This is a genomic window from Paenibacillus dendrobii, assembly GCF_009807035.1.
GTDB lineage: Bacteria > Bacillota > Bacilli > Paenibacillales > Paenibacillaceae > Paenibacillus_AQ > Paenibacillus_AQ dendrobii.
In genome coordinates this window covers 370,451-391,093 of the sequence record NZ_WUBI01000001.1, presented here as the reverse complement: position 1 = coordinate 391,093, position 20,643 = coordinate 370,451, and the positions used below count along the sequence as shown (strand labels likewise).

14 protein-coding genes are annotated in these 20,643 nt (G+C 47.6%); 6 read left to right on the top strand and 8 right to left on the bottom strand.

The genetic code is table 11. The annotated features are described in order from the left end of the window. Positions 1-38: 38 nt before the first annotated feature. Together glgA and glgB are read right to left on the bottom strand one after the other, a co-directional pair. On the bottom strand, positions 39-1,475 hold the full coding sequence (glgA, locus tag GRF59_RS01635) for a glycogen synthase GlgA (protein WP_160495929.1): 1,437 nt from the start codon (positions 1,473-1,475) through the stop codon (positions 39-41). Positions 1,476-1,489: 14 nt separating this feature from the next. Then, positions 1,490-3,520: a 1,4-alpha-glucan branching protein GlgB gene (glgB, locus tag GRF59_RS01630; protein ID WP_160495928.1), complete on the bottom strand. Its 2,031-nt coding sequence runs from the start codon at positions 3,518-3,520 to the stop codon at positions 1,490-1,492. Positions 3,521-3,712: 192 nt separating this feature from the next. On the opposite strand from glgB, the gene GRF59_RS01625 reads away from it, so the two are divergent. Beyond that, positions 3,713-4,933: a glucose-1-phosphate adenylyltransferase gene (locus GRF59_RS01625; protein WP_160495927.1), complete on the top strand. Its 1,221-nt coding sequence runs from the start codon at positions 3,713-3,715 to the stop codon at positions 4,931-4,933. 83 nt (positions 4,934-5,016) lie between these two features. On the opposite strand, the gene GRF59_RS01620 is transcribed toward GRF59_RS01625, so the two are convergent. The 5 genes from GRF59_RS01620 to GRF59_RS01600 all read right to left on the bottom strand — a co-directional run bounded on the left by GRF59_RS01620 (position 5,017) and on the right by GRF59_RS01600 (position 10,500). Next, entirely contained in the window at positions 5,017-6,462 is a 1,446-nt protein-coding gene (locus tag GRF59_RS01620) for a HAMP domain-containing sensor histidine kinase (RefSeq protein WP_160495926.1), read from the bottom strand. Continuing rightward, positions 6,459-7,157, bottom strand: a complete 699-nt coding sequence (locus GRF59_RS01615) for a response regulator (RefSeq protein ID WP_160495925.1) — start codon at positions 7,155-7,157, stop codon at positions 6,459-6,461. Before GRF59_RS01615 ends, GRF59_RS01620 begins: the two co-directional genes overlap by 4 nt. Continuing rightward, positions 7,150-8,484, bottom strand: coding sequence for a hypothetical protein (locus GRF59_RS01610; RefSeq protein ID WP_160495924.1), 1,335 nt, complete (start codon positions 8,482-8,484; stop codon positions 7,150-7,152). Before GRF59_RS01610 ends, GRF59_RS01615 begins: the two co-directional genes overlap by 8 nt. 37 nt (positions 8,485-8,521) lie before the next feature. Then, the gene (locus tag GRF59_RS01605; protein WP_160495923.1) at positions 8,522-9,247 is read right to left on the bottom strand and encodes a phosphonate ABC transporter ATP-binding protein; all 726 of its coding nucleotides are present in this window, start codon (positions 9,245-9,247) and stop codon (positions 8,522-8,524) included. A gap of 65 nt (positions 9,248-9,312) precedes the next feature. Continuing rightward, a complete protein-coding gene (locus GRF59_RS01600) occupies positions 9,313-10,500 on the bottom strand; it encodes an MFS transporter (RefSeq protein ID WP_341479992.1) in 1,188 nt (395 codons plus the stop codon). 120 nt (positions 10,501-10,620) lie between these two features. Between GRF59_RS01600 and GRF59_RS01595 the strand changes: the two genes are divergently transcribed. Then, positions 10,621-11,538 carry an ArsR/SmtB family transcription factor gene (locus tag GRF59_RS01595; protein ID WP_160495922.1) on the top strand — a complete coding sequence of 306 codons (918 nt, stop codon included), beginning with the start codon at positions 10,621-10,623 and terminating at the stop codon, positions 11,536-11,538. A 13-nt stretch (positions 11,539-11,551) separates the two neighbouring features. After that, positions 11,552-12,319 (top strand): HAD family hydrolase, encoded by a 768-nt coding sequence (locus tag GRF59_RS01590; protein ID WP_160495921.1) that lies wholly within the window; start codon positions 11,552-11,554, stop codon positions 12,317-12,319. Positions 12,320-12,459: 140 nt separating this feature from the next. Here GRF59_RS01590 and GRF59_RS01585 read toward each other — a convergent pair whose 3' ends face one another. Further along, on the bottom strand, positions 12,460-14,781 hold the full coding sequence (locus tag GRF59_RS01585; RefSeq protein WP_160495920.1) for a DNA topoisomerase 3: 2,322 nt from the start codon (positions 14,779-14,781) through the stop codon (positions 12,460-12,462). 358 nt (positions 14,782-15,139) lie between these two features. Between GRF59_RS01585 and GRF59_RS29285 the strand changes: the two genes are divergently transcribed. The 3 genes from GRF59_RS29285 to GRF59_RS01565 all read left to right on the top strand — a co-directional run bounded on the left by GRF59_RS29285 (position 15,140) and on the right by GRF59_RS01565 (position 20,636). Beyond that, the gene (locus GRF59_RS29285; RefSeq protein ID WP_202128463.1) at positions 15,140-16,909 is read left to right on the top strand and encodes a DUF6385 domain-containing protein; all 1,770 of its coding nucleotides are present in this window, start codon (positions 15,140-15,142) and stop codon (positions 16,907-16,909) included. Positions 16,910-17,023: 114 nt separating this feature from the next. Further along, positions 17,024-19,072, top strand: a complete 2,049-nt coding sequence (locus tag GRF59_RS01570; protein WP_160495919.1) for a glycosyltransferase — start codon at positions 17,024-17,026, stop codon at positions 19,070-19,072. Continuing rightward, on the top strand, positions 19,023-20,636 hold the full coding sequence (locus GRF59_RS01565; protein WP_160495918.1) for a glycosyltransferase: 1,614 nt from the start codon (positions 19,023-19,025) through the stop codon (positions 20,634-20,636). The genes GRF59_RS01570 and GRF59_RS01565 overlap by 50 nt, the downstream gene beginning before the upstream one ends. Positions 20,637-20,643: the final 7 nt, after the last annotated feature.

Genomic DNA, 20,643 nt, shown 5'->3' with positions numbered 1-20,643 from the left:
AAGAGCATTCCTTCGCGGAATGCTCTTTTTGCACATCGTTAACTTTTACCTGCAACTCGTTCATAAATGTCCTTGTATTCTCCCGCAGAAACATTCCAACTGTAATCCCCGCTCGTTGCATTCTTCACCAGTTTATTCCAATGCTCCGGCTCATGGTAGAACGAAACCGCCCTGCGGATCGTGTGCATCATATCGTGGGCATTGATGTTCGTGAAGGTAAAGCCGTTTCCCTGCCCCGTAAATTCATTATAAGCGTGAACCGTATCATTCAGCCCGCCTGTTTCCCTGACCACCGGTATACTGCCGTATCGTAATGCCAACAGCTGGCTGATCCCGCATGGCTCGAAGTTAGACGGCATAAGAAAGATATCGCTGGAAGCATAGATTTTCCGGGACAAGGCATCGCTGAACGTAATTTGAGCGGATAGCTTGGAAGGATGACGATGCTCCGCTTCCCTGAACCATTGCTCGTAATGGCTGTCGCCAGTGCCCAAGATCACCAACTGAATATCGTCGAAGGTCAGCATCTCGTCCAGCACTCTTTCGACCAGATCCAGTCCCTTAGAATCCACCAAACGCGTAACCATGGCAATCAGTGGAATATCAGCGGATATGGGCAAGTTCAGTTCTTCCTGCAGCCGAATTTTGTTTTCCTTTTTCTTAGAGATACTGGACCGGTATTTAAGCTCAAGCTGAGCATCTGTGGCTGGATTGTAGCTTTTCGTATCGATACCATTGACGATGCCGCTCAATTTGGGTCCCAGGGAAGCGAGCAGTCCTTCCAATCCATAGCCATAATGCGAGGTTTGAATTTCACGGGCATATGTCGGACTAACGGTCGTTACATGATCGGAGTACACGATTCCCCCTTTCATGAAATTGACTTTTCCGTAATATTCCAATCCATTCATTGTAAAGTAACGGTTATCCAGTTCAAGCAGTTCACCCAATACCTCATACGGAAAAATCCCCTGATACAGCAAATTATGTATCGTAAAAACAGTACGCATCTGGTAATAAAATAGATCATGGCGATAGTGGGCATCCAAAAGCACGGGAATCAGAGCTGCATGCCAGTCATGGCAGTGAATAACATCGGGCTGAAAATCAATCGCTTTTAGCAGCTGGAGCACTGCACGGTTGAAAAAGCCAAAACGCTCTCCATCATCCATATATCCATAAACCGAATCTCGGCCAAAGTAGTATTCATTATCCACAAAATAATAAGTAATCCCGTCATGTACACATTTTTCGATCCCGCAATATTGGTTTCTCCAGCCTACCGGAACGTAGACTTCGCCCAAATGCTCCATTTGATCACGATATTTCTCCGGTATTCCTCGATACTTGGGCAGCACGACCCGAACATCGATCCCGCTCCGTTGCAAAGCTTGGGGTAGGGCACCGATGACATCGGCTAACCCACCGGTTTTGATAAATGGTACCGATTCTGCTGCTGCAAACAATACCTTCATTGTCCATTGCCTCCCTAATCCATATTTATCGATGTCGCTGCATGATCATCACTTTCCGGCACAGACTTCTTACGGGAAACCATCTTCAAGCTCTTCGTCGATCTCCCAGTGTTCAGATCAGTGGAATCCGCTTTTCGGCTCGCTGCTACCCGTTTCAAAACCGTAAAACTCAGCGGCGGCAACGTTAGTTCCAGACTGTTAGGCTGCTCATGCCAAGCGATTTTTTCGGTTGGGAGCGGCCCCGTTAATGATGCACCTTGTCCTCCGTATTTTTTATCCTCGCTCTGAAAAACAGGTGCATAACTACCCGCTCGCGGCACGCCAATCCGGTAATGTTCACGTTCTGTCGGCAAAAAGTTGATGAGGATAATCAACGTATCCCCGACTTTTTTCCCTTTTCTCATATATGAGATGACACTCTGCTTGGAATCATGCGGACTGACCCATTCATATCCCTCAAGCTCATGATCCCGCTCCCAGAGCGCCCTTTCCTCTAGATACATCCGGTTCAAGTCAGCGGTATACGTTAGCATTTCACGATGGGTGTCATATTCCAGCAGCAGCCAATCCAGCTCGTACTGGTCCCGCCATTCAATGAACTGTCCGAATTCGCCCCCCATAAACAGCAGCTTCTTGCCCGGGTGAGTCATTTGATATCCAAGGAGTATTCGAAGACCGGCGAATTTCTGCTCATAATCGCCCGGCATTTTGCCAATCAAGGATTTCTTACCGTGAACAACCTCATCATGACTTAAAGGGAGCGCGTAATTCGCCGAATATGCGTATGCAATCGGAAAAGTGAGCAGATGATGCTTAGACGGCCTCTTTTCATAAGGAGTCTCCACATAATCCAGCGTATCGTTCATCCATCCCATATTCCATTTATAGTTGAAGCCAAGCCCATCTTCATCTACCGGAGAAGTCACTCCGGGCCATGCACTGGACTCTTCGGCCATCATCAATGTATATGGATAATATTGAAATACTGCAGTATTAAGCTGTTTTATAAACGCTATTGCCTCCAAATTTTCGACTCCACCATGTTCATTCCGATGAAACTGGCCTTCCTTTTTCTCGAAATCAAGGCGCAACATGCTGGTAACGGCGTCTACGCGAAGTCCATCGATATGAAACATATCCAGCCAGAACAAGGCGTTGGAAATCAAGAAAGAGCAAACTTCAGGCTTGCCGTAGTCAAAACTTAGCGTACCCCAACCAGGTTTCTCGGCTTTCAATGGATCCTCATATTCGAACAATGGAGTTCCGTCAAACATGCGTAATCCATGGGCATCCTTGGTGAAATGCGCGGGTACCCAGTCGATAATCACCCCGATATCCGCTTGGTGACATGCGTCCACCAGATACATAAAGTCCTGCGGCGAACCATAGCGGCTTGTCACTGCAAAATACCCTGTACATTGATATCCCCAAGACAAATCATATGGATGCTCTGCAAGCGGCATGAATTCGACATGAGTATAATTCATTTGTTTCAAATAAGGAATCAATATCTCCGTGAATTCGCGATAGTTGTACAGCGTCCCATCTTCCTTCTGCCTCCAAGTACCCAAATGGACTTCGTATATATTGACCGGCTTGTTGAATAGTCCCTTTTTCTTTCGACGCCAAGCAGCGTCCTGCCAAGCATAACCGTTTATATCAGTCACAATCGATGCCGTCGCAGGACGTACTTCGGCTGCAAAAGCATAGGGATCTGCTTTCAAAAAACGTTCCCCATCGGGACCGGATATATCGTATTTGTAAAAAGTACCTGTCGTTACACCAGGAAAAAAGCGAGTCCAAATGCCTGAATCGGGTATCTTATGTAGTGAATCCAAAGCTCCGTTCCAACCGTTGAAGTCGGATGCCAAGCCGACATGCCGAGCATGCGGAGCCCAAACGGTAAACCGGACGCCTTCCAACCCATCTTCCACAGCAGGATGAGCGCCCAAGATTCTGTAACTGTGGTAGGAGGTTCCTTCATGGAATAAGTATATATCTTCATCTGTAGGCGGCAGTCCGGGTAATTTTTTCAATTTAGCCATCAAGATCACCTGCTTTATAAATAAATATGGTGCACTTAAACCATTACCCCATTGTAGCGAGAATAAACGCAAAAATGAGTCCTGAAAAATAAAATGGTAATTTTTCATGATTATTTCAATATAATCGTTTCAGATGGGCTGACAGCCGTTTATGTATGTACTACATTGACAAAATTTTGGGAGGGAAACGACATGAATAAGAAAGATTGCATCGCCATGTTGCTTGCCGGGGGTGAAGGCCGTAGACTTGCACCTCTGACATCGCAACAGGCAAAGCCGGCTGTACCCTTTGGCGGCCGCTACCGTATTATCGATTTTCCTCTCAGCAACTGCGTAAATTCAGGTATCAATACCATTGGTGTCCTAACGCAGTATGAGGCAGAATCGCTCCATAAACATATCGGAGAAGGTGAACCATGGGGGCTCCAACATCAAGGAGATAACGGCATTACCCTTCTGCCTTCTTACAATGCAGGATCCGCAGAATACTTAGGAACAGCTGACGCCATCTATAAAAACATTGAATATATTGACCGTCAACATCCAGAACATGTTCTTATCTTGTCCGGCGACCATATTTACCATATGGATTATAACAAAATGCTGCAATTCCATAAGCAGGAGAATGCCGAAGCCACAATTTCCGTCATGGAAGTTCCTTGGGAAGAAGCTAGCCGTTTTGGAGTCATGAGCGTAAATGACGAGCATCGCATTTCCGAATTTGCGGAAAAGCCTGCAGAGCCGGAGAGCAACTTAGCCTCCATGGGCATATACCTTTTCCAGTGGGACTATTTGCGCCGTCATTTGCTGGAGGATGCCGCCAACGATACATCCAGCCATGATTTCGGCAAAGATCTGATTCCTAAAATGTTGGAAGAGCAAAATCGGATGTTTGCTTACCGCTTCGATGGATACTGGAAAGATGTCGGTACGGTAAACAGCCTATGGGAAGCTCATATGGATCTTCTCGCCAACGACAATAACTGGAATCTGCATAATAGCGAGTGGCCGATGTTTACCCGTCCGTGGCGTACCAAAGTGAACGCCCATAAGGCCAAATCCGGAATGACGGCCAACTGCCTAATCTCCGAAACCACCGTCATGGACGGAGCTGCACATCAATCGGTGGTATTCTGCGGAGTAGAAGTTGGCAAATTCTCAGAAATCAAAGACAGCATTGTGATGCCGAACGTGAAAATTGGACGCAATGTCCACATTGAACGGGCCATTATCGGCGAAGGAGCCGTCATTAAAGACGGAGCGGTTATCAAAGGCACCGCCGATCAGGTGGTTGTGGTAGCTCCTCAAGAAACCGTTCTTCCAAAACCAACGGTTCGTACCCAGCCTTCCCGCTTGTTGCAGGAAGTATACGAGAAAACCGGCCGCCTCCGTGCCGAAGGCTTATCCTCATAACATGAGGCACAACAGGTTCATATATACAAAAGAGCGAAATCCGCTTCTGCGGTTTTCGCTCTTTTCATGCTGCTGGATATTTACTAAGTGATGCTGCCGTCTGGCAGCTGTACCGTACTAAGTGAGCCGCCAGATCCTTCATCCTCCAGCAGTCTGGGCAGTCTCACAATAATGGTGGTCCCCACTCCCAAATCACTCTGAATGAGCAGAATTCCGTGATGAAGCTCAACCAACTGTTGGGATATGGCTAAACCAAGCCCTGTTCCGCCATTCAAAGGGTCCACTTGGAAGAAACGGTCCTTCACCTTAACCAGATGGTCTTCACTGATGCCAATCCCGGTATCATGGACCTGAACGACCACGTTATTCCCTTCGAAAGTTACGTGCAAATCAATCGACGAGTTTTCGTGGGAGAATTTAATGGCATTATCCACCAAATTCAGGAATACCTGTTTGAGCCGGTTGGCGTCCCCCTCTACAAGAGGTTTATCGACCGATTCAAGACGAAGTTCAATGGTTCGTTTTTCTGCTTTGGTCCATAGATTCAGCATGATCTCCTGAAGCAGTTCCTTGAGGTCTACCCGGGCGAATGACACTTTCATCTCGTTCTGCTGCAGCTTCGAGAAGTCAAGTATTTCTTCCACCAGGCCGATCAACCTCTCGGTTTCCTTCGTGATGATTTCCATGCCGATTTTGGTCTCATCGGGATCATATCCACCAGAGTTAATGGTCTCGCTCCAACCTTTAATACTGGTAAGTGGTGTCCGCAGCTCGTGGGAGATGGACGAAATAAAGTCATCCTTCACTTGATTACTGCGTACAATTTCCTGTGCCATGTAATTAAGGGTCGAAGCCAGCTCTCCCAGCTCATACTTATAATTCCCCTTGATTCTGGCGTTGAACTTCCCTTTCGCCATCTGCGCTGATACAGCCGTAATCGTATTCAGCGGTTTGACAATCGAGTTGGCAAGCCCCAGGCTGAATGCCAGCACCAGCGCCAGCACTGCCGCCGCAACCGCCGTAGCAATCAAGGTGACATTAAACAGCTTCTCGTTCACTCTTTCCAGTGACGTTACATATCTGACGATATACGAATCCTGTCCGTTCTCCTGCTCCATTTTCGATACGGCCATCACGTTTTCCCCGGTATTCGGCTGACGACCCACCCAACGTCCAATGTTGCCGGATTGAGCTTGGGAGATATCACTGGTCTTGACGGTCTCGTCAGGCTGGAATTCAGAGGAGTTAATCAGAACATCACCCTGAACGTTGAGGATTTGCATTTCGGTAAAACTCAGCTTATAGATCGTAAGCAGATTACCAAGGTCATCCTTGCCTTCGCTCGAGGTCGTGCTGAATTTCTGGTAGTCCTCCACCTGAATAATGTGTTGTTTAATATGGCTATATATGCTGCCGTAATAATAGCTTCGTATTGCCAGTAAAAAAATGACTTCAGCCAGCAGCAGGGTCGAAAACACCACGATAAAGTAGTGCATGACGATCTGCCGGCGAATGCCTTTCTTAATCATTGGCCCTGACCCTTCCATTTATACCCGTGACCCCATACGGTCTGGAGAAACTCGGGCTCGGAAGGGTTATCTTCAATCTTTTGGCGAAGACGGCGAATATTCACGTCAACGATCTTCGGATCGCCCATATACTCTTTGCCCCAAACGTGATCCAGCAGAACGTCCCGGCTGAGCGGGGTATTTTCTTTTTCTAGGAAAAACTGAACCAGCGAAAATTCCGTTGGCGTCAGCTCGATGCTGTGCCCATTCTTCTTAAATTGCTTGGAGATGAGGTCCAGGGCAAACGGTCCCGACTGAAAGCTCACCTTAGCGGATGTCTCGCGGTGTACATTAACTCTCCGCAGAAGAGACTGGATTCTGGCAATCAGCTCCGTAGGGCTGAAAGGCTTGCTGACATGATCATCAGCACCAACCGATAATGCATAGACCTTATCTTGTTCCTGTACTTTGGCGGTCAAAAAGATAATCCCTAAGCGTTCATTTGTCTCTCTGATCCGGCGGCATACCTCAAATCCGTCAATCCCCGGAACCATAACGTCCAAAAGGGCGATATCGATATCCGGCGTACCCATCAATATCTCAAGCGCCTCGTTGCCGTTGGATGCCTCCAACACTTCAAAGCCGTTGCGCTTCAAGTTGATGACAATAAAACTGCGGATGGAATCTTCATCTTCCAGAATCAATACTTTACTCACTTTGCTTGTCCTTCCTTTCTATCGGCGCTACATCTTTATTGGTTTTGTTCTTGTTGTTATTGTTCAGGTCAAAATCAGCACTTTTCTTGTAGGCGATGACCTTTTCACTCGTCCTTAAAAGGTATTTCCAGTCATCATGCTGTTTTTCCCATTCATATGAAGAGAAGAACTTAATTTCAGCAACGGTTTTGCCGGAATCAATCATGACAAACCGCAAATATTTATTCATTTGGGATTTCGTATCCACGGTGATCTTGTTATGCCACTGCGGAGGGAAAAATCCAAAATCAAAATCATACTTGAAATCATGGTACTTCTCTTTTACAAACTTGAGACCGTTTTTGCCATCCCACTGATAATAAGAGCAGAAATACGGGATATCATCCTGGTTCTTGAAAAAAGACCAGCCTATCGGCGGATTAAGCAGCGGTATCTCAATAATGCCGTCATTATTGATATCTTCGCTGTACACCCTGTAATTTCGATATGTCTGCGTCTGTTCGGGAATGACGGATTTCAGTTTGCCATCCTGCATAATAATAACGGATGTAAAGGACGCATCCCCAACCGAAGAAAGCGTGGCATCCAAAACAATGCCGTCAATACTGTTACCTTCTTGGTCAACGAACACTTTACCTGCGACAATATTGTAATAATCGTAAATATACGGCTTCATCTCAAGCCTGTCCAGTTCTAAAAAGCTGCCGTCGTCGTATTGAAACGTCGTGATGAAATTGCTTTCGCCGTGTTTCAATTCAACGATCGTGAGGTCGTTGATATGATCTTTGTTCATGTCGCTGATGACGAAATTCGTGTACGGATGTTCCAAAACCCGCTCCACGCTTTTGCCGTTATAGCTATAAATAAAGATCCGATTCTGGGTGCCCTCGTTGCCCATGGAAAAACCGGCCACGATATCCACTCTTCCGTCATTGGTCATGTCCTTGAAGTACAAAGATTCGAGCACCTTGCCTACGCCGTCAAAGGTAACCTGTTTGACCCAGTTTTCATTGATCTTTTTAAAAATCATGCCATGAATACCTATGGTCTGATCCGGCGTTTCGTAGAACACGATCGCTTCGTTGACGCCGTCGTTATCGAGATCGACAAAGTGGATAACATTGGTGTCATCCTCCTCGTTGGAACGGATCAGGCTGGCATCCTCGGGCATCTGGGACATTACGATAGACCGCAGCGATTCCTTTTCAGCAGACAGCTGCGGCGTTTTCATCATCAGGACGGGATCGCTGATAAATGAACATCCGCTTAACAACAGCATCAGAAACAATGCGGCAGGGACATAAATCCAATAGCGTTTTACCAACATGAATCACTCTCTTCTATCCAAAGCCTGCATGCAGGCTTTATAGCATATTTCGTTCACGGACCGTCAGGCGCCGTCCGGCAATATCAAAAGCGAATTCTCCGCCCGACAATCCTATGATCCGCGTTGCATAACGTTCTGCAAGTTCAAGCGGGAGGACCGTAAGCACGGACACGCGCTCCTCAACGCAAAGCTGCTTCAACGTTTCCATAACACTTTCCTGCGATTTGGGATCCAGGCCAACCACCGGCTCATCCGCAAGAATAACTTTGGCTCCATGGACAAGGGCACGAGAGATCGCAATTCTCTGACGCTCTCCGCCGCTGAGCTTGTCGCATTTTTGATGCGCTTTTTCCAGCAACCCCAGCTGCTCAATCACGTCCATTGCCCCCATATAATCATCAGACCTTACCATTCCGGTTGCCATTCTCCATAGGGGAGTCTGCCCCGCTTGTCCGATCAGCACATTTTTCAAGGCAGTGCGGTTCAGGTTGAGATGCGGGTTCTGTTCTAAGTATGCCCATTCACGTCTGATTTTTCTTTTCCCGGCAAACGGGTCCTTTAAGATGTCCTGTCCATCAACCACAAAATTGCCCTTATCCCATTTTTCTTTCAGAGCAAGGCAGCGGAGCAGCGTACTCTTTCCGCTTCCGCTGGCTCCAACGAGCGCTATCAGCTCCCCTCGCTGAAAATCTAGCGAAATGCCCTTAAGTACAGGTATTTTATCTACTCCGACGGACTTGGTTAAATGCTGGATTCTAATCATGACATTCTCCTCTGGTCTCTCGTTCTCTTTCTACTATCATAAAGCATTCGGTTTCAGGAGTACAGCTATAGCCTCCCATCCGCCGTTGAGGACTTTTTACGTGTTGCAATGCCAATAAAACTGAAGATGATGAACCCTGATCCGAGAACGACAAACACCCCCGAATTCCAGCCGTACTGCATCAACGTTCCCCCAATATTGGGACCCGCGATGCTTCCTATATTAAAATGAAAGGATGCTATGACATTTGCTGCCGGAAGCAAAAGCTTGGGAAGGATATCGGCTGCGTATGCAAGCCCCAAAGAGAAAAACGAACCGATCATTCCTCCTGCAAGCATAAGTAAAATCATTATCAAAGCTGTCGAAGTACCTGCCATGGGTACCATGGTAAACGCCAAACCGCCGATCACCCCGGAAATGATCAAAATTCTTTTTCTGCCGAACCGATCACTTAGCATACCCAAAGGCAGTTGCAGCACCAGGCCACCGATGCCTATAAAGGGCAGCAGGAACGCGATTTGCTGCTCGCTGAGTCCCGCACGTAGGCCGTAAACAGGGAAATTACTGTTAATTCCGGATTCCATATAACCGTATAGCAATGCAGGAATGAGCGCATACCAGGCCAGCGCATAGCTGCGGCGGAATCTTTTCGCAGGACGTTCCTCCCCTTTGAGCTTTTCCGGACGAAGGTCCGGCAGCTTCAGCAGTACTATGAGCAATACCAGCAGCACCAAGACGGCAAGAGCAATGAATGGCACACTGTTGCCGAATTGGAGCAGTTGTATGCCTAGCGGACCCAAGCTGAATCCGAGCCCATAAGACATGCCGTATATTGAAATATTTCTCCCCCTGTTCTCCTCTGGTGTGACCAGGAGTACCCATAGCTGAGCCGCATAATGGACCGCACTGTCACCGATACCTACCAAGAGGCGAAGAACAAACCAAAATTTCACGCTTGGAAAGATCGGAAACAAAATGACGGAAACCAGGACCATGACCAGCCCGATGCTGACCAGCTTTTTAAAACCGAGTGCTCCAAGCGTCCGCTCTGCCACCAGTGTCATGGCAAAGGAACCGACATAAAGTGCGGCTGCGTTCAAACCGTTCATGGCGGATGACACGCCCATTTTTTCCAGAAAAATCGATAATACAGGCAGCAAGAGTCCCTGACTTACCCCCGCCGCTACAATTACGATGAGTAATATGACATAATGAAAAGACGAGCTGCGATTCATGCTGTTCGATTGTGACACTTTAAAATTTCCTCCTTCAATAAATCCGGGCAAACTACTTGAACATTATAGTGGACAACCCGACACTCAACAAGCCATAATGAAGGAGATGCACTGATTTCATAGGAGGTTACCCTTTTCATGAACTATGAAGTGAAAGTTGACGTTTCACCCATATACGAACTGCTCGGCAGTTTTATGGTATATACTTCCAAAAAATGGGTCCGGAATCTGGATATTGGACCTGAATGGATCAGTGAGGTAAGCAGCAAGCTCTCCCCGGAAGTCTCCGCTGCGCTTTCGCAAACTGCGGCATGGCCGTTTGATGACTACGACGTTCTCTACGCCTGGGCTATACACCGGAACAACGGGGATTCTGTCATCAGCTTTCTGAAGTGCTTGCAGGAAACTTCTGAAGAAGTGCTGCTTTCGGCAGCATCTCCATACTTGCCTAAACTTACGTTGGAAGAAGCTCGGCGGATCAGGGATCAATATACCCCATTGCTAGAGCTTTGGTATGAGCATTACTTTAAAGATGTGGAAGCAGGCATCATCCCGCTCATCGAAGAGGATGCCCGGGAAAAATGCATGCTCCTCACCAAAATGGATCCGATGAGCCTGGTCGAATACGCTTCCGGCGGGCTGGTCATCGAAAACGCACCCGAGATTCAGACGATCGTCCTATTCCCGACAGTTCATAACCGTCCGATCAATACGTATTGCTTTTATAAGAAAATGATGCTGATCCAATATCCTGTTGATGTGCCTGAAGAGGATGAGGACGAGCCGCCAACCTGCTTGCTGCGGATGACTCATGCCCTGTCCGATCCCAAGAGACTGCGGCTTCTCCGTTATGTGGCCGAGAAACCCCATTCACTTGATGAAATGATCCGGGACCTGGACCAGACCGAAGAATTGCTCAAACATCACCTGATGATCCTGAGGGTAGCAGGACTTTTGCGCATTCACCTCGGAGCAGAAGATACAGAAAAATTCAGTATCCGTCCGGACGGTGCGTCGGAGCTCCAGATGTTTCTGGAATCTTACATGCGTCTATAAGGAGTGAAGCTTTTTGCATAATACGTTAAGACAACATATTTTATTTGATTTGGATGACACGCTCATCCATTGCAATAAATATTTTGGACTTGTTCTGGGTGAATTTTTCGAGCTGATGCATCACTGGCTGGGAGATCAGCGTCTCTCTACCGATGAGATCCGCCAGAAGCAAATTGAAATCGATGTTGCTCAGGTAAGCCGTACCGGCTTCAGCAGCGGAAACTTCCCTAACTCACTGATCGAAACCTATCGTTTTTTCTGCCGAAAATTCAACCGTCCGATCCATTTGGAAGAAGAACAACAGTTGAACAAGCTTGGTCTCAGTGTTTATGAACAAGAGGTCGAACCCTATCCAGGCATGGTGGAAACGCTGGAAGCCTTGCAAAACGATGGCCATCATCTATATCTCTATACCGGCGGGGAAACGGCTATTCAACAAAGGAAGATAGACCAGATGAAGCTCAGCACTTATTTTGACGATCGGATATACATTACGCAGCATAAAAATGAATCCACGTTGGAGCAGATTTTGCGCCAGGGTTCCTTTGACCGATCCTTGACATGGATGATCGGCAATTCACTTCGGACGGATGTTGTACCGGCGCTCACTGCCGGATTGCAAAGCATATATATCAAACAGTCCAATGAATGGATATACAATATGGTCGAATTGCAGCAAGAACCGGGAAGTTCGTTTTATACCGTTTCTTCGATCGAAGAAATACCGGATATTATTGACATCAAGATCAAGCAGGAACAAAAACAACGGACCCTCCAATAAGAGGATCCGTTGTTTTTTTGTGTATTACTATGAGAAATACGTCTATCGACGTACCTTCGTAGAAGACAGACCGCGTTTAGATGTCGTTGTTCTTAAGATATTGAATAATTCACTTCATTCATGTCCTGGTAAAGAATAGTTCAATTGAGTCCAATCGTTCCCGTGTTCGAATCCAGCAGAATGAAATGCCCCTCCCGCTGCCGCCCGTCATCTTCCACTAGGAAGGCTTTTTTCGTTTTTCCGATTGCAGCCAAGGAAGCAATATCTTCCGGCTCAAGCGAGATACCAAACTGGTCTTTCCAAATCACGAACTTACAGCCCTCTTTGTAATGAGAGCAGCCAAAGCCGCGTCGGCCCATGATGAGCGTTCCATGGCAGCCCGTTCTCGGACAAGGTGCAATCCCCATCTTCGTAGTTCGCTGTTGCTCCGGAGGCGCTTGATCGGCAGACAGGTTCTGAGATGGTTCGGAGCTGACCGTTACGCTAGCTTTTTTCGAAGAAGTTTTTTTCGCTGTACCTGTTTTCGCAGCTGATTTTCCTTCTCCAGTGTTCGGTGCCGTTTTCTTTCGGGTTCGGGATGGTTTCGTTTCCTCGGAAGGCTTTTCTTCAAAGGATTCTTTAGCGACTCTGGACTGTACCTTGACTTTGCTGATAATCATCGTAGCAAATTTCTTCACATTCGCCATAAACACTTCATCCGAAGCAGATCCCTTTGCAATTTCATTCAAACGACGCTCCCATTGCCCTGTCATTTCTGGCGAAGTCAGCAGATCGACCCCCGCTCCTCGAATCACCTCGACAGCCATCCTGCCTTTTTGGGTTATCACAATGCGTTTACCCTTCATTACCATATATCCTACTTGTTTGAGGCGTTCAATGATTGCGGCGCGTGTTGCGGGCGTGCCAAGTCCAGAATCCTTCATCGCATCACGCAGCTCGTCATCTTCAATCTGCTTCCCCGCACTTTCCATGGCTTTCAGAAGCGTGCCTTCGGTATAAGGCTTGGGCGGTTGCGTCTCTTTTTCCTTCGCTTCGCTGTTGATGCACAAAACGCCTTCCTTCGCATTCAATTGAAAAGGAGTCGTGACTTCCTCTTCGCTTTGAGATTCATCCTCGTCCTCTTTATCCTTTTTGGCACGGCTTTTTTTGGCGTCTTTTTTCTGATCCGCATAAACGACCTTCCAGCCTTCAGACAACAGCTGTTTGACCGTGGTCTTAAACTCTTCCTTTTCGACTTCGGTCATGACCGTGTGCACTTTATATTCGGCGGGCGGGAAGAAATGGGACAAGAAACGACGTACGATCAGATCATAGATCTTCGCTTCGTCAGGAGCCAAATTCCGTGCCATTTTGTTGGTTGGCAAAATCGCATGGTGGTCCTCGACCTTGGAAGGATTACACACCGATTTATTATTTTTATGAACATATTTCTTATCAGCCTGCTCGGCAAACTTCACGTAATCTGTTCCGCGCAGTTGGTCCAAAGATTTATGCATCTGGGGAATATTTTGTTCGGTCACATAGTTAGACGTTGTTCTCGGGTAACTGATGACTTTATGTTTTTCGTACAGTGCCTGAGCCAAGTCAAGCGTCTTTTTGGCCGAGAAGCTGTATTTCGCATTAGCCTCACGCTGTAAAAGGGTTAAATCGTACAGCTTGTACGGGTATTCCTTCGTATCCTTCATATCATAGCTCTGGATGATTCCTTCTTTACCCCGAACTTTTGCAGCGATTGCTTTGGCTTTCTCTTCATCCTGAATCCGATCGCCCTGCCATAATCCTTTGTATTCAGAATCCCCTTGCTTAAATATGGCTTCCACGTCATAGAACTTAGCAGAGTTAAATGCATCAATTTCCTTTTGACGGTCATATACGAGCGCAAGTACAGGAGTCTGAACACGTCCGACGGATAGCAGCACGTTATGTTTGGTGGTGAAGGCACGGGAACCGTTCATCCCAATCAGCCAATCCGCTTCGCTTCTTGCTCTAGCCGCTTTGGACAAGTTCTCATACTCAACACCGTCCTTCAACTCGTCGAAGCCTTTTTTGATTGTTTCCGGGGTCAAATCCGATATCCAAAGACGTTTCACTGGCTGTCTCATTTTCAAATGCTGCTGGATCAATGAAAATATATGCTGACCTTCACGCCCTGCGTCACATGCGTTAATAAGCTTATCACTGCGCTTGGCTAGTTCCGCAATCACCTTCAGCTGATCCTTCGTTTTAGGATTTGGCTTCAGTTTGAAATGTTCGGGTATAATCGGCAAATCATTAATATTCCATTTTTTGTATTTATCATCGTAGGCATCCGGTTCGGCCAAACCGATGAGGTGACCGATCGCCCATGTGATGATGTAATGCTCGCCTTCTATGTAAGTCCGGGCATTCTTCGCTTTCGGTTCAATGACTGCCGCAATGTTTCGTCCCATATCCGGTTTTTCAGCAATGACTAAAGTTTTCAATAGTACCGTCTCTCCTTGATTGGACGTTCATATTCCCATGAAAAAGGCCGAGAAAGGAAGCCTCCCCCGGCCGTGGTTCGTTCATTTTATAGATTAGAATACTCATTATGATAGCACAGAAGCCCTTTTGTTTCAACGCGGTCACACGCTTACAATGCTGCAAAATATTATTTCTACGTGCACACGCCGTTTCTCTCAAAGGCACCTAGCCATATACATATTCAAAGACTCTGTTTGTCTAAGGAGGGATCATTCTATATTGGGCAGTCCGAACACATATTTGAGCTAAAAAGGTTTCAGAGTCTTAGATATTTCATTGAAAGGATGATTTCTTACTTTGTCATAAAGGAATGATGATATGCCAAACTACAATGTTTTTCAGAATGATCCTAACAATTTGCGGACGCTCATTTACGGACGGGACGCCACCAATGCTAACCATGTCATTGCCACCGATACTTCCGGGAATATAACATCAGTTATTCTTGGAGGGACGATTACCAGCGTGCTTGGTGCGACCATCACGGCGGGGACTCTCTCCTCCGCGGGGACCGTCACCAACATTCTCAACGGTACCATCACTAGCGTACTCGGGACGACCATTACCGCGGGGACATTAACTTCTGCGGGCACGGTCACCAATATCCTTAACGGCACCATTTCTAACGTACTCGGGGCCACCATTACCGCGGGGACATTAACTTCTGCGGGGACCGTCACCAACATCCTTAACGGTACCATCACTAGCGTGCTCGGGACGACCATCACGGCGGGGACCTTAACTTCTGCGGGGACCGTCACCAATATCCTTAACGGTACCATCACTAGCGTGCTCGGGACGACCATCACGGCGGGGACCGTCACCAATATCCTTAACGGCACCATTTCTAACGTTCTCGGGGCCACCATTACCGCGGGGACATTAACTTCGGCGGGAACCGTCACTGACATCCTCAACGGGACGATTACCAGCGTGCTTGGTGCGACCATTACGGCGGGGACGCTAACTTCCGCAGGGACCGTCACTAACATTCTCAACGGTACCATTACCAACGTGCTCGGAGCAACCATTACCGCTGGGACCATCACTAATATCCTTAACGGCACCATTTCCAGTGTCCTTGGAGCGACCATCACGGCGGGGACTCTCTCTTCCGCAGGTACCGTCACTAACATTCTCAACGGCACCATTACGAGCGTGCTCGGGACGACCATTACCGCGGGGACGCTAACTTCCGCAGGGACCGTCACTAACATTCTCAACGGTACCATTACCAACGTGCTCGGAGCAACCATTACCGCGGGGACCATCACTAATATCCTTAACGGCACCATTTCCAGTGTCCTTGGAGCGACCATCACGGCGGGAACGCTATCTTCCGCAGGTACCGTCACTAATATCCTTAACGGTACCATCACCAACGTGCTCGGAGCAACCATTACCGCGGGGACGTTAACTTCAGCGGGGACCGTCACCAATATCCTCAACGGTACCATCACCAGCGTCCTTGGTGCGACCATCACGGCGGGGACGCTCTCTTCCGCAGGTACCGTCACTAATATCCTTAACGGTACCATCACCAGCGTACTTGGGGCGACCATCACGGCGGGGACGCTCTCTTCCGCAGGTACCGTCACTAACATTCTCAACGGCACCATTACCAGCGTCCTTGGTGCAACCATTACCGCGGGGACTCTCTCTTCCGCAGGTACCGTCACCAATATCCTCAATGGCACCATCACCGCCGTTCTCGGCACAACGATCACTGCGGGTACTTTGAGCAGCATTACTTCCATATCGCAAAAGAGCTTTATCGAGCAGCCTAGCATCGGTATCACGACAGCCAATGCATTGACACCGCTTCCTGCCGTCACGACCAGTGTGCTTGGCGTTTATTCCTTCTTCGTGTATAACAGCGGCGCAAATCCGGTGAACACCCAAATCGAAATCAGTGCCGACGGCACGAATTATTACGTTGATACGACCGGAGATAATCCGCTAGCCTCAGGTTCCGTGGATGTATTGGTGCCCGCACGTTTCCTTAAATATACTCGCGTGTCCTATCAGTCAGCTACGGCAGGTCTGCCATCCACCATCAATGTCATCCTCAATGCCCAAGGAACTTAAATCTTCTCCCAATAATACAATACAAAAAGGGATGATGCATCATCTTGTCAGTTTGCTTAAGGAGTATACGGGGGACACCGTGTACTCCTCCTTAAGGAAGGAGTAATAGATATCATGTTGTCCACTATTGGAATCCATCTTATCGCTCGGGACGAATCCGAAGTCATCCGGACTTGCCTGGAATCCGTTAAACTTGCTGATGAAATCGTATTGGTTGATACGGGCTCCTCTGACGATACCGTCGACATTGCTCGGCAATACGGCGCCCATGTCGTTTCTATGAAATGGCAGGATGATTTCTCCATGGCCAGAAATCATGCATTGCGCTATGCAACAACAGACTGGATACTGGTTATCGATGCTGATGAAGAACTCCTCACAAGCTTGGATGAAATCAGGATGCTAATCGACGCAACTGATGAAGTCGAAGCTTATGACATCACCATCGCCAATATGTTAAGCGACTCAGAAGCACAAACACTGTATCACCGCTCGCTTCGACTGTTTCGAAACCGTCAACAATATCATTTTGAAGGAAAAATCCATGAAGAAATCGAACCTTCCATTCTTCTCTTTTCCGGCAAGGATAAAATCAAGGGTTCCCCTATCCAAATAAGACATACGGGATACCTATCCCCGAACATATGGAACAAAAACAAGCTGGACCGGAATTACCAAATACTTATGAAGGCTTTGGAGGAAGAACCCGAACAACCGTACTATCTATACCATCTGGGTATTACACACTGTCAAAGCGGAAACATTCCCGAAGCCAAAAAATACATGCTTCTGGCAAAAGAACATACGCCTTTGACAGCTTCTTTCCGTCCGACCTTAATCAAAGATTTGGCTAAAGTCATGCTGGAACTCCACGAGGTAGAACAAGCGAGCCTGCTGTGTCTTCGTGAAGCACTGCATTATCCGGATTATGCTGATCTTCATTTTGTTCATGGTCAATCTCTGGAAGCACAGGGGCTCTGGGAAAAAGCATTCGAAGCTTACCGCCAAGCAGCTGATTGCACATCTTCCTCTTATGTAACGGAAAAAGGAATCCATAGCTACAAGGCTTTGAGTAACATGGGAGCGATCGCTATTAAGATGCAACGGTTTGAAGAGGCAGCAAGACTTTTTTATGAAGCCGTCCAGTTACAACCGGATTATGCTCCTGCAGTCAACGGATTGGCAGCCTCTTTTTACAATTTAAAAACCACTGATCGTGAGATCAGCACACTCTTGATAGAAACCATTCAGCCCCGGGACAAGAAGAAATGGAGCTTATTGCTCCATTCACTCGATAGGATTGGAGCAGATCAGGAGATCATTCGGCTCTGCCCTCCGCAATGGATCACCGAAGATGATTTAAGTACCCTCTATGGCATCTCCTTGATTCGCTTGAACAAACTAAAGGAAGCTCATTCCTTTTTATATCATGCAGCGGTTACGGACTCTGCACCGAATCCTGATCGCGAAATGTTGCATATTCTTATACAGTGGCAGCTTATGGGTTCACTCGAACCTCACATCTGGGGCTTCATTCAACACCATAAACGCGAGCATATTGAGCGAATCGAGAGCCTCCTCTTCCACCACCCAGAAGCAGACGATCAAAGCGGTGCTACCGTTCGAACTGAAGAAAGCCTTTTGATCCACACACTCATTCAGCGCTCCGTCTTTATCGGTCTAATTGATCTAGGAAAAAGATTGTCTGTTGTACTGGATGAAGCAGGATCTAACACGTTTGCCAAAGCACTGTACAAGGAAGGATATGTGTTTGAAGCCGCGGATTTGTTGATCACTTTACTAGAGGCGCAAACACTGGGCGATGAAGGGGCACTTATGCTTGCAGAAATTCTCTACGACAAGGGTCATTACATGGAAGCGGTACGACTATTCGAAAATATCAAGCTGAATGATGCATCCATCCATCAAGCTTCGATCGGGGCCGCCATTTGCTATTTGCTTTTAGCAGCCGACTTACTAGATCAGGCGCATGGTGAATTACCCGGAACGGCAGCTCTTCCTCAGGAAGCCAGGCAGATTCGGTCAGCCGTACAACAGCTGCAGCGGACTGGATGGCAGACGAATTGGGATGACAGGCAAAGGAGATGCATCGATGAGCAGAACCGCAACCGGAATCTCCCTCTGCATGATCGTTCGGAATGAGGCAGCCAATCTTGCCCGTTGTCTGGAGAGCATCCATAAAGCTGTCGACCAGATGATCATAGTCGATACAGGCTCCACCGACGACACGGTGCAAATTGCACACCGGTTCGGAGCACAAGTTCTCCATGTCCCATGGGATGGCGATTTTGCCAAAGCCCGGAATGCGGGAATTGAACTTGCCCGCAATGCATGGATCCTGTTTATGGACGCCGATGAAGAACTTGAAACGGGCGATATCGCGGAGCTGCGCCTGTGTGCCCAGCATCTGGAGTTTGAAGGTTTTTTCTTGCAAGTGCACAATCACGTCAGCAACGATATCCGCTCTACCACAGCTACCGTCAATCCCCTGCTCCGTATGTTTCGAAGGCGTCCGGAACATCGTTTCCGCGGAAGAATCCATGAACAAATAGCCGCTTCCATCATCGAGCATCGCCCTGCTGCCAAGCTTCACATTACCAATATCAAAATTCACCATTACGGATACAGCAGCGGCATGGTCGCCTCCAAAAATAAAATCCGCAGAAATATGGAACTGCTCCAGCTAGCATTAGAGGCAGAGCCTGAGGAACCGTTCCATCATTACAACATGGCGGTGGAATATATGCGCTTGAACGAACATGAGCCTGCGCTGCATCATATTCATCAGGCCAAAGATTTGGCTGCGCCTGAAATCAGCTACTACCATCTTCTGTTTAAGTACGAGTCTCGCTGTCTGTTCGCCCTGGGCCGCGCGGAAGAAGCCATAGCTGCATGCAGCAGCGGGCTTGTTCAATATCCGGATTATACCGATCTGTATCATCTGAAAGGCGTTATTTCTCTCGCCGCAGGGCAACTGATAGAGGCAGAACAGGCATTTCTGAGAGCCATCGAAGCTGGGCCGGCACCTATGCATTATCACACGGAGAATGGCGCCGGAACCTACCTGTCTACATTGGGATTAGGTCAAATGAATGAGGATGCCGGGGATGACGAGCAGGCCATTCGCTGGTACGCCGAAACGATCAAGCATGAACCGGGCATGCGAATACCCTTGAATAAGATCATCATGCTGATGAAAACAAATCTTCAGGAACGTCTGCTCCCCTCCTTTATGCATGATCATTTTAAAATAAACACCGCTAAACAAAAGAACATCATAATCAACTTGCTCAAGGCCAACCGCTGTTATCACGCGGCGTACATGCTGTTGAAGAATGTTCAGCTAGACGCCTCCCGTGAGAACGAAAACGAAGCGGAGCATATCCTTTACAATGAGCTATTCGAGACAACTAAACTTCAAAAACCTGGAACATTCGATGAATCCAGCACACTGAATCCCTTGAAGCAAATTGAGCTCACCTATGATTCCGGAAAAACCGAAGATGCTCTGAACTCACTTCATGCGCTACTCTCCACTCTACCCGCCGCCTCAGCTACACCTCCTTCGGATCCAATAGCGTCTGTCAGTCGCGTGCTGACCGCTTTCGCAGAAGCTCGTTTGCTTCAGGAATTAAAAGATCAACCATATCAGTCCATCATACGCAGAGCTTTACGTATGCTGCCTATGTATGAGGAATACGAATAAAGGAGCC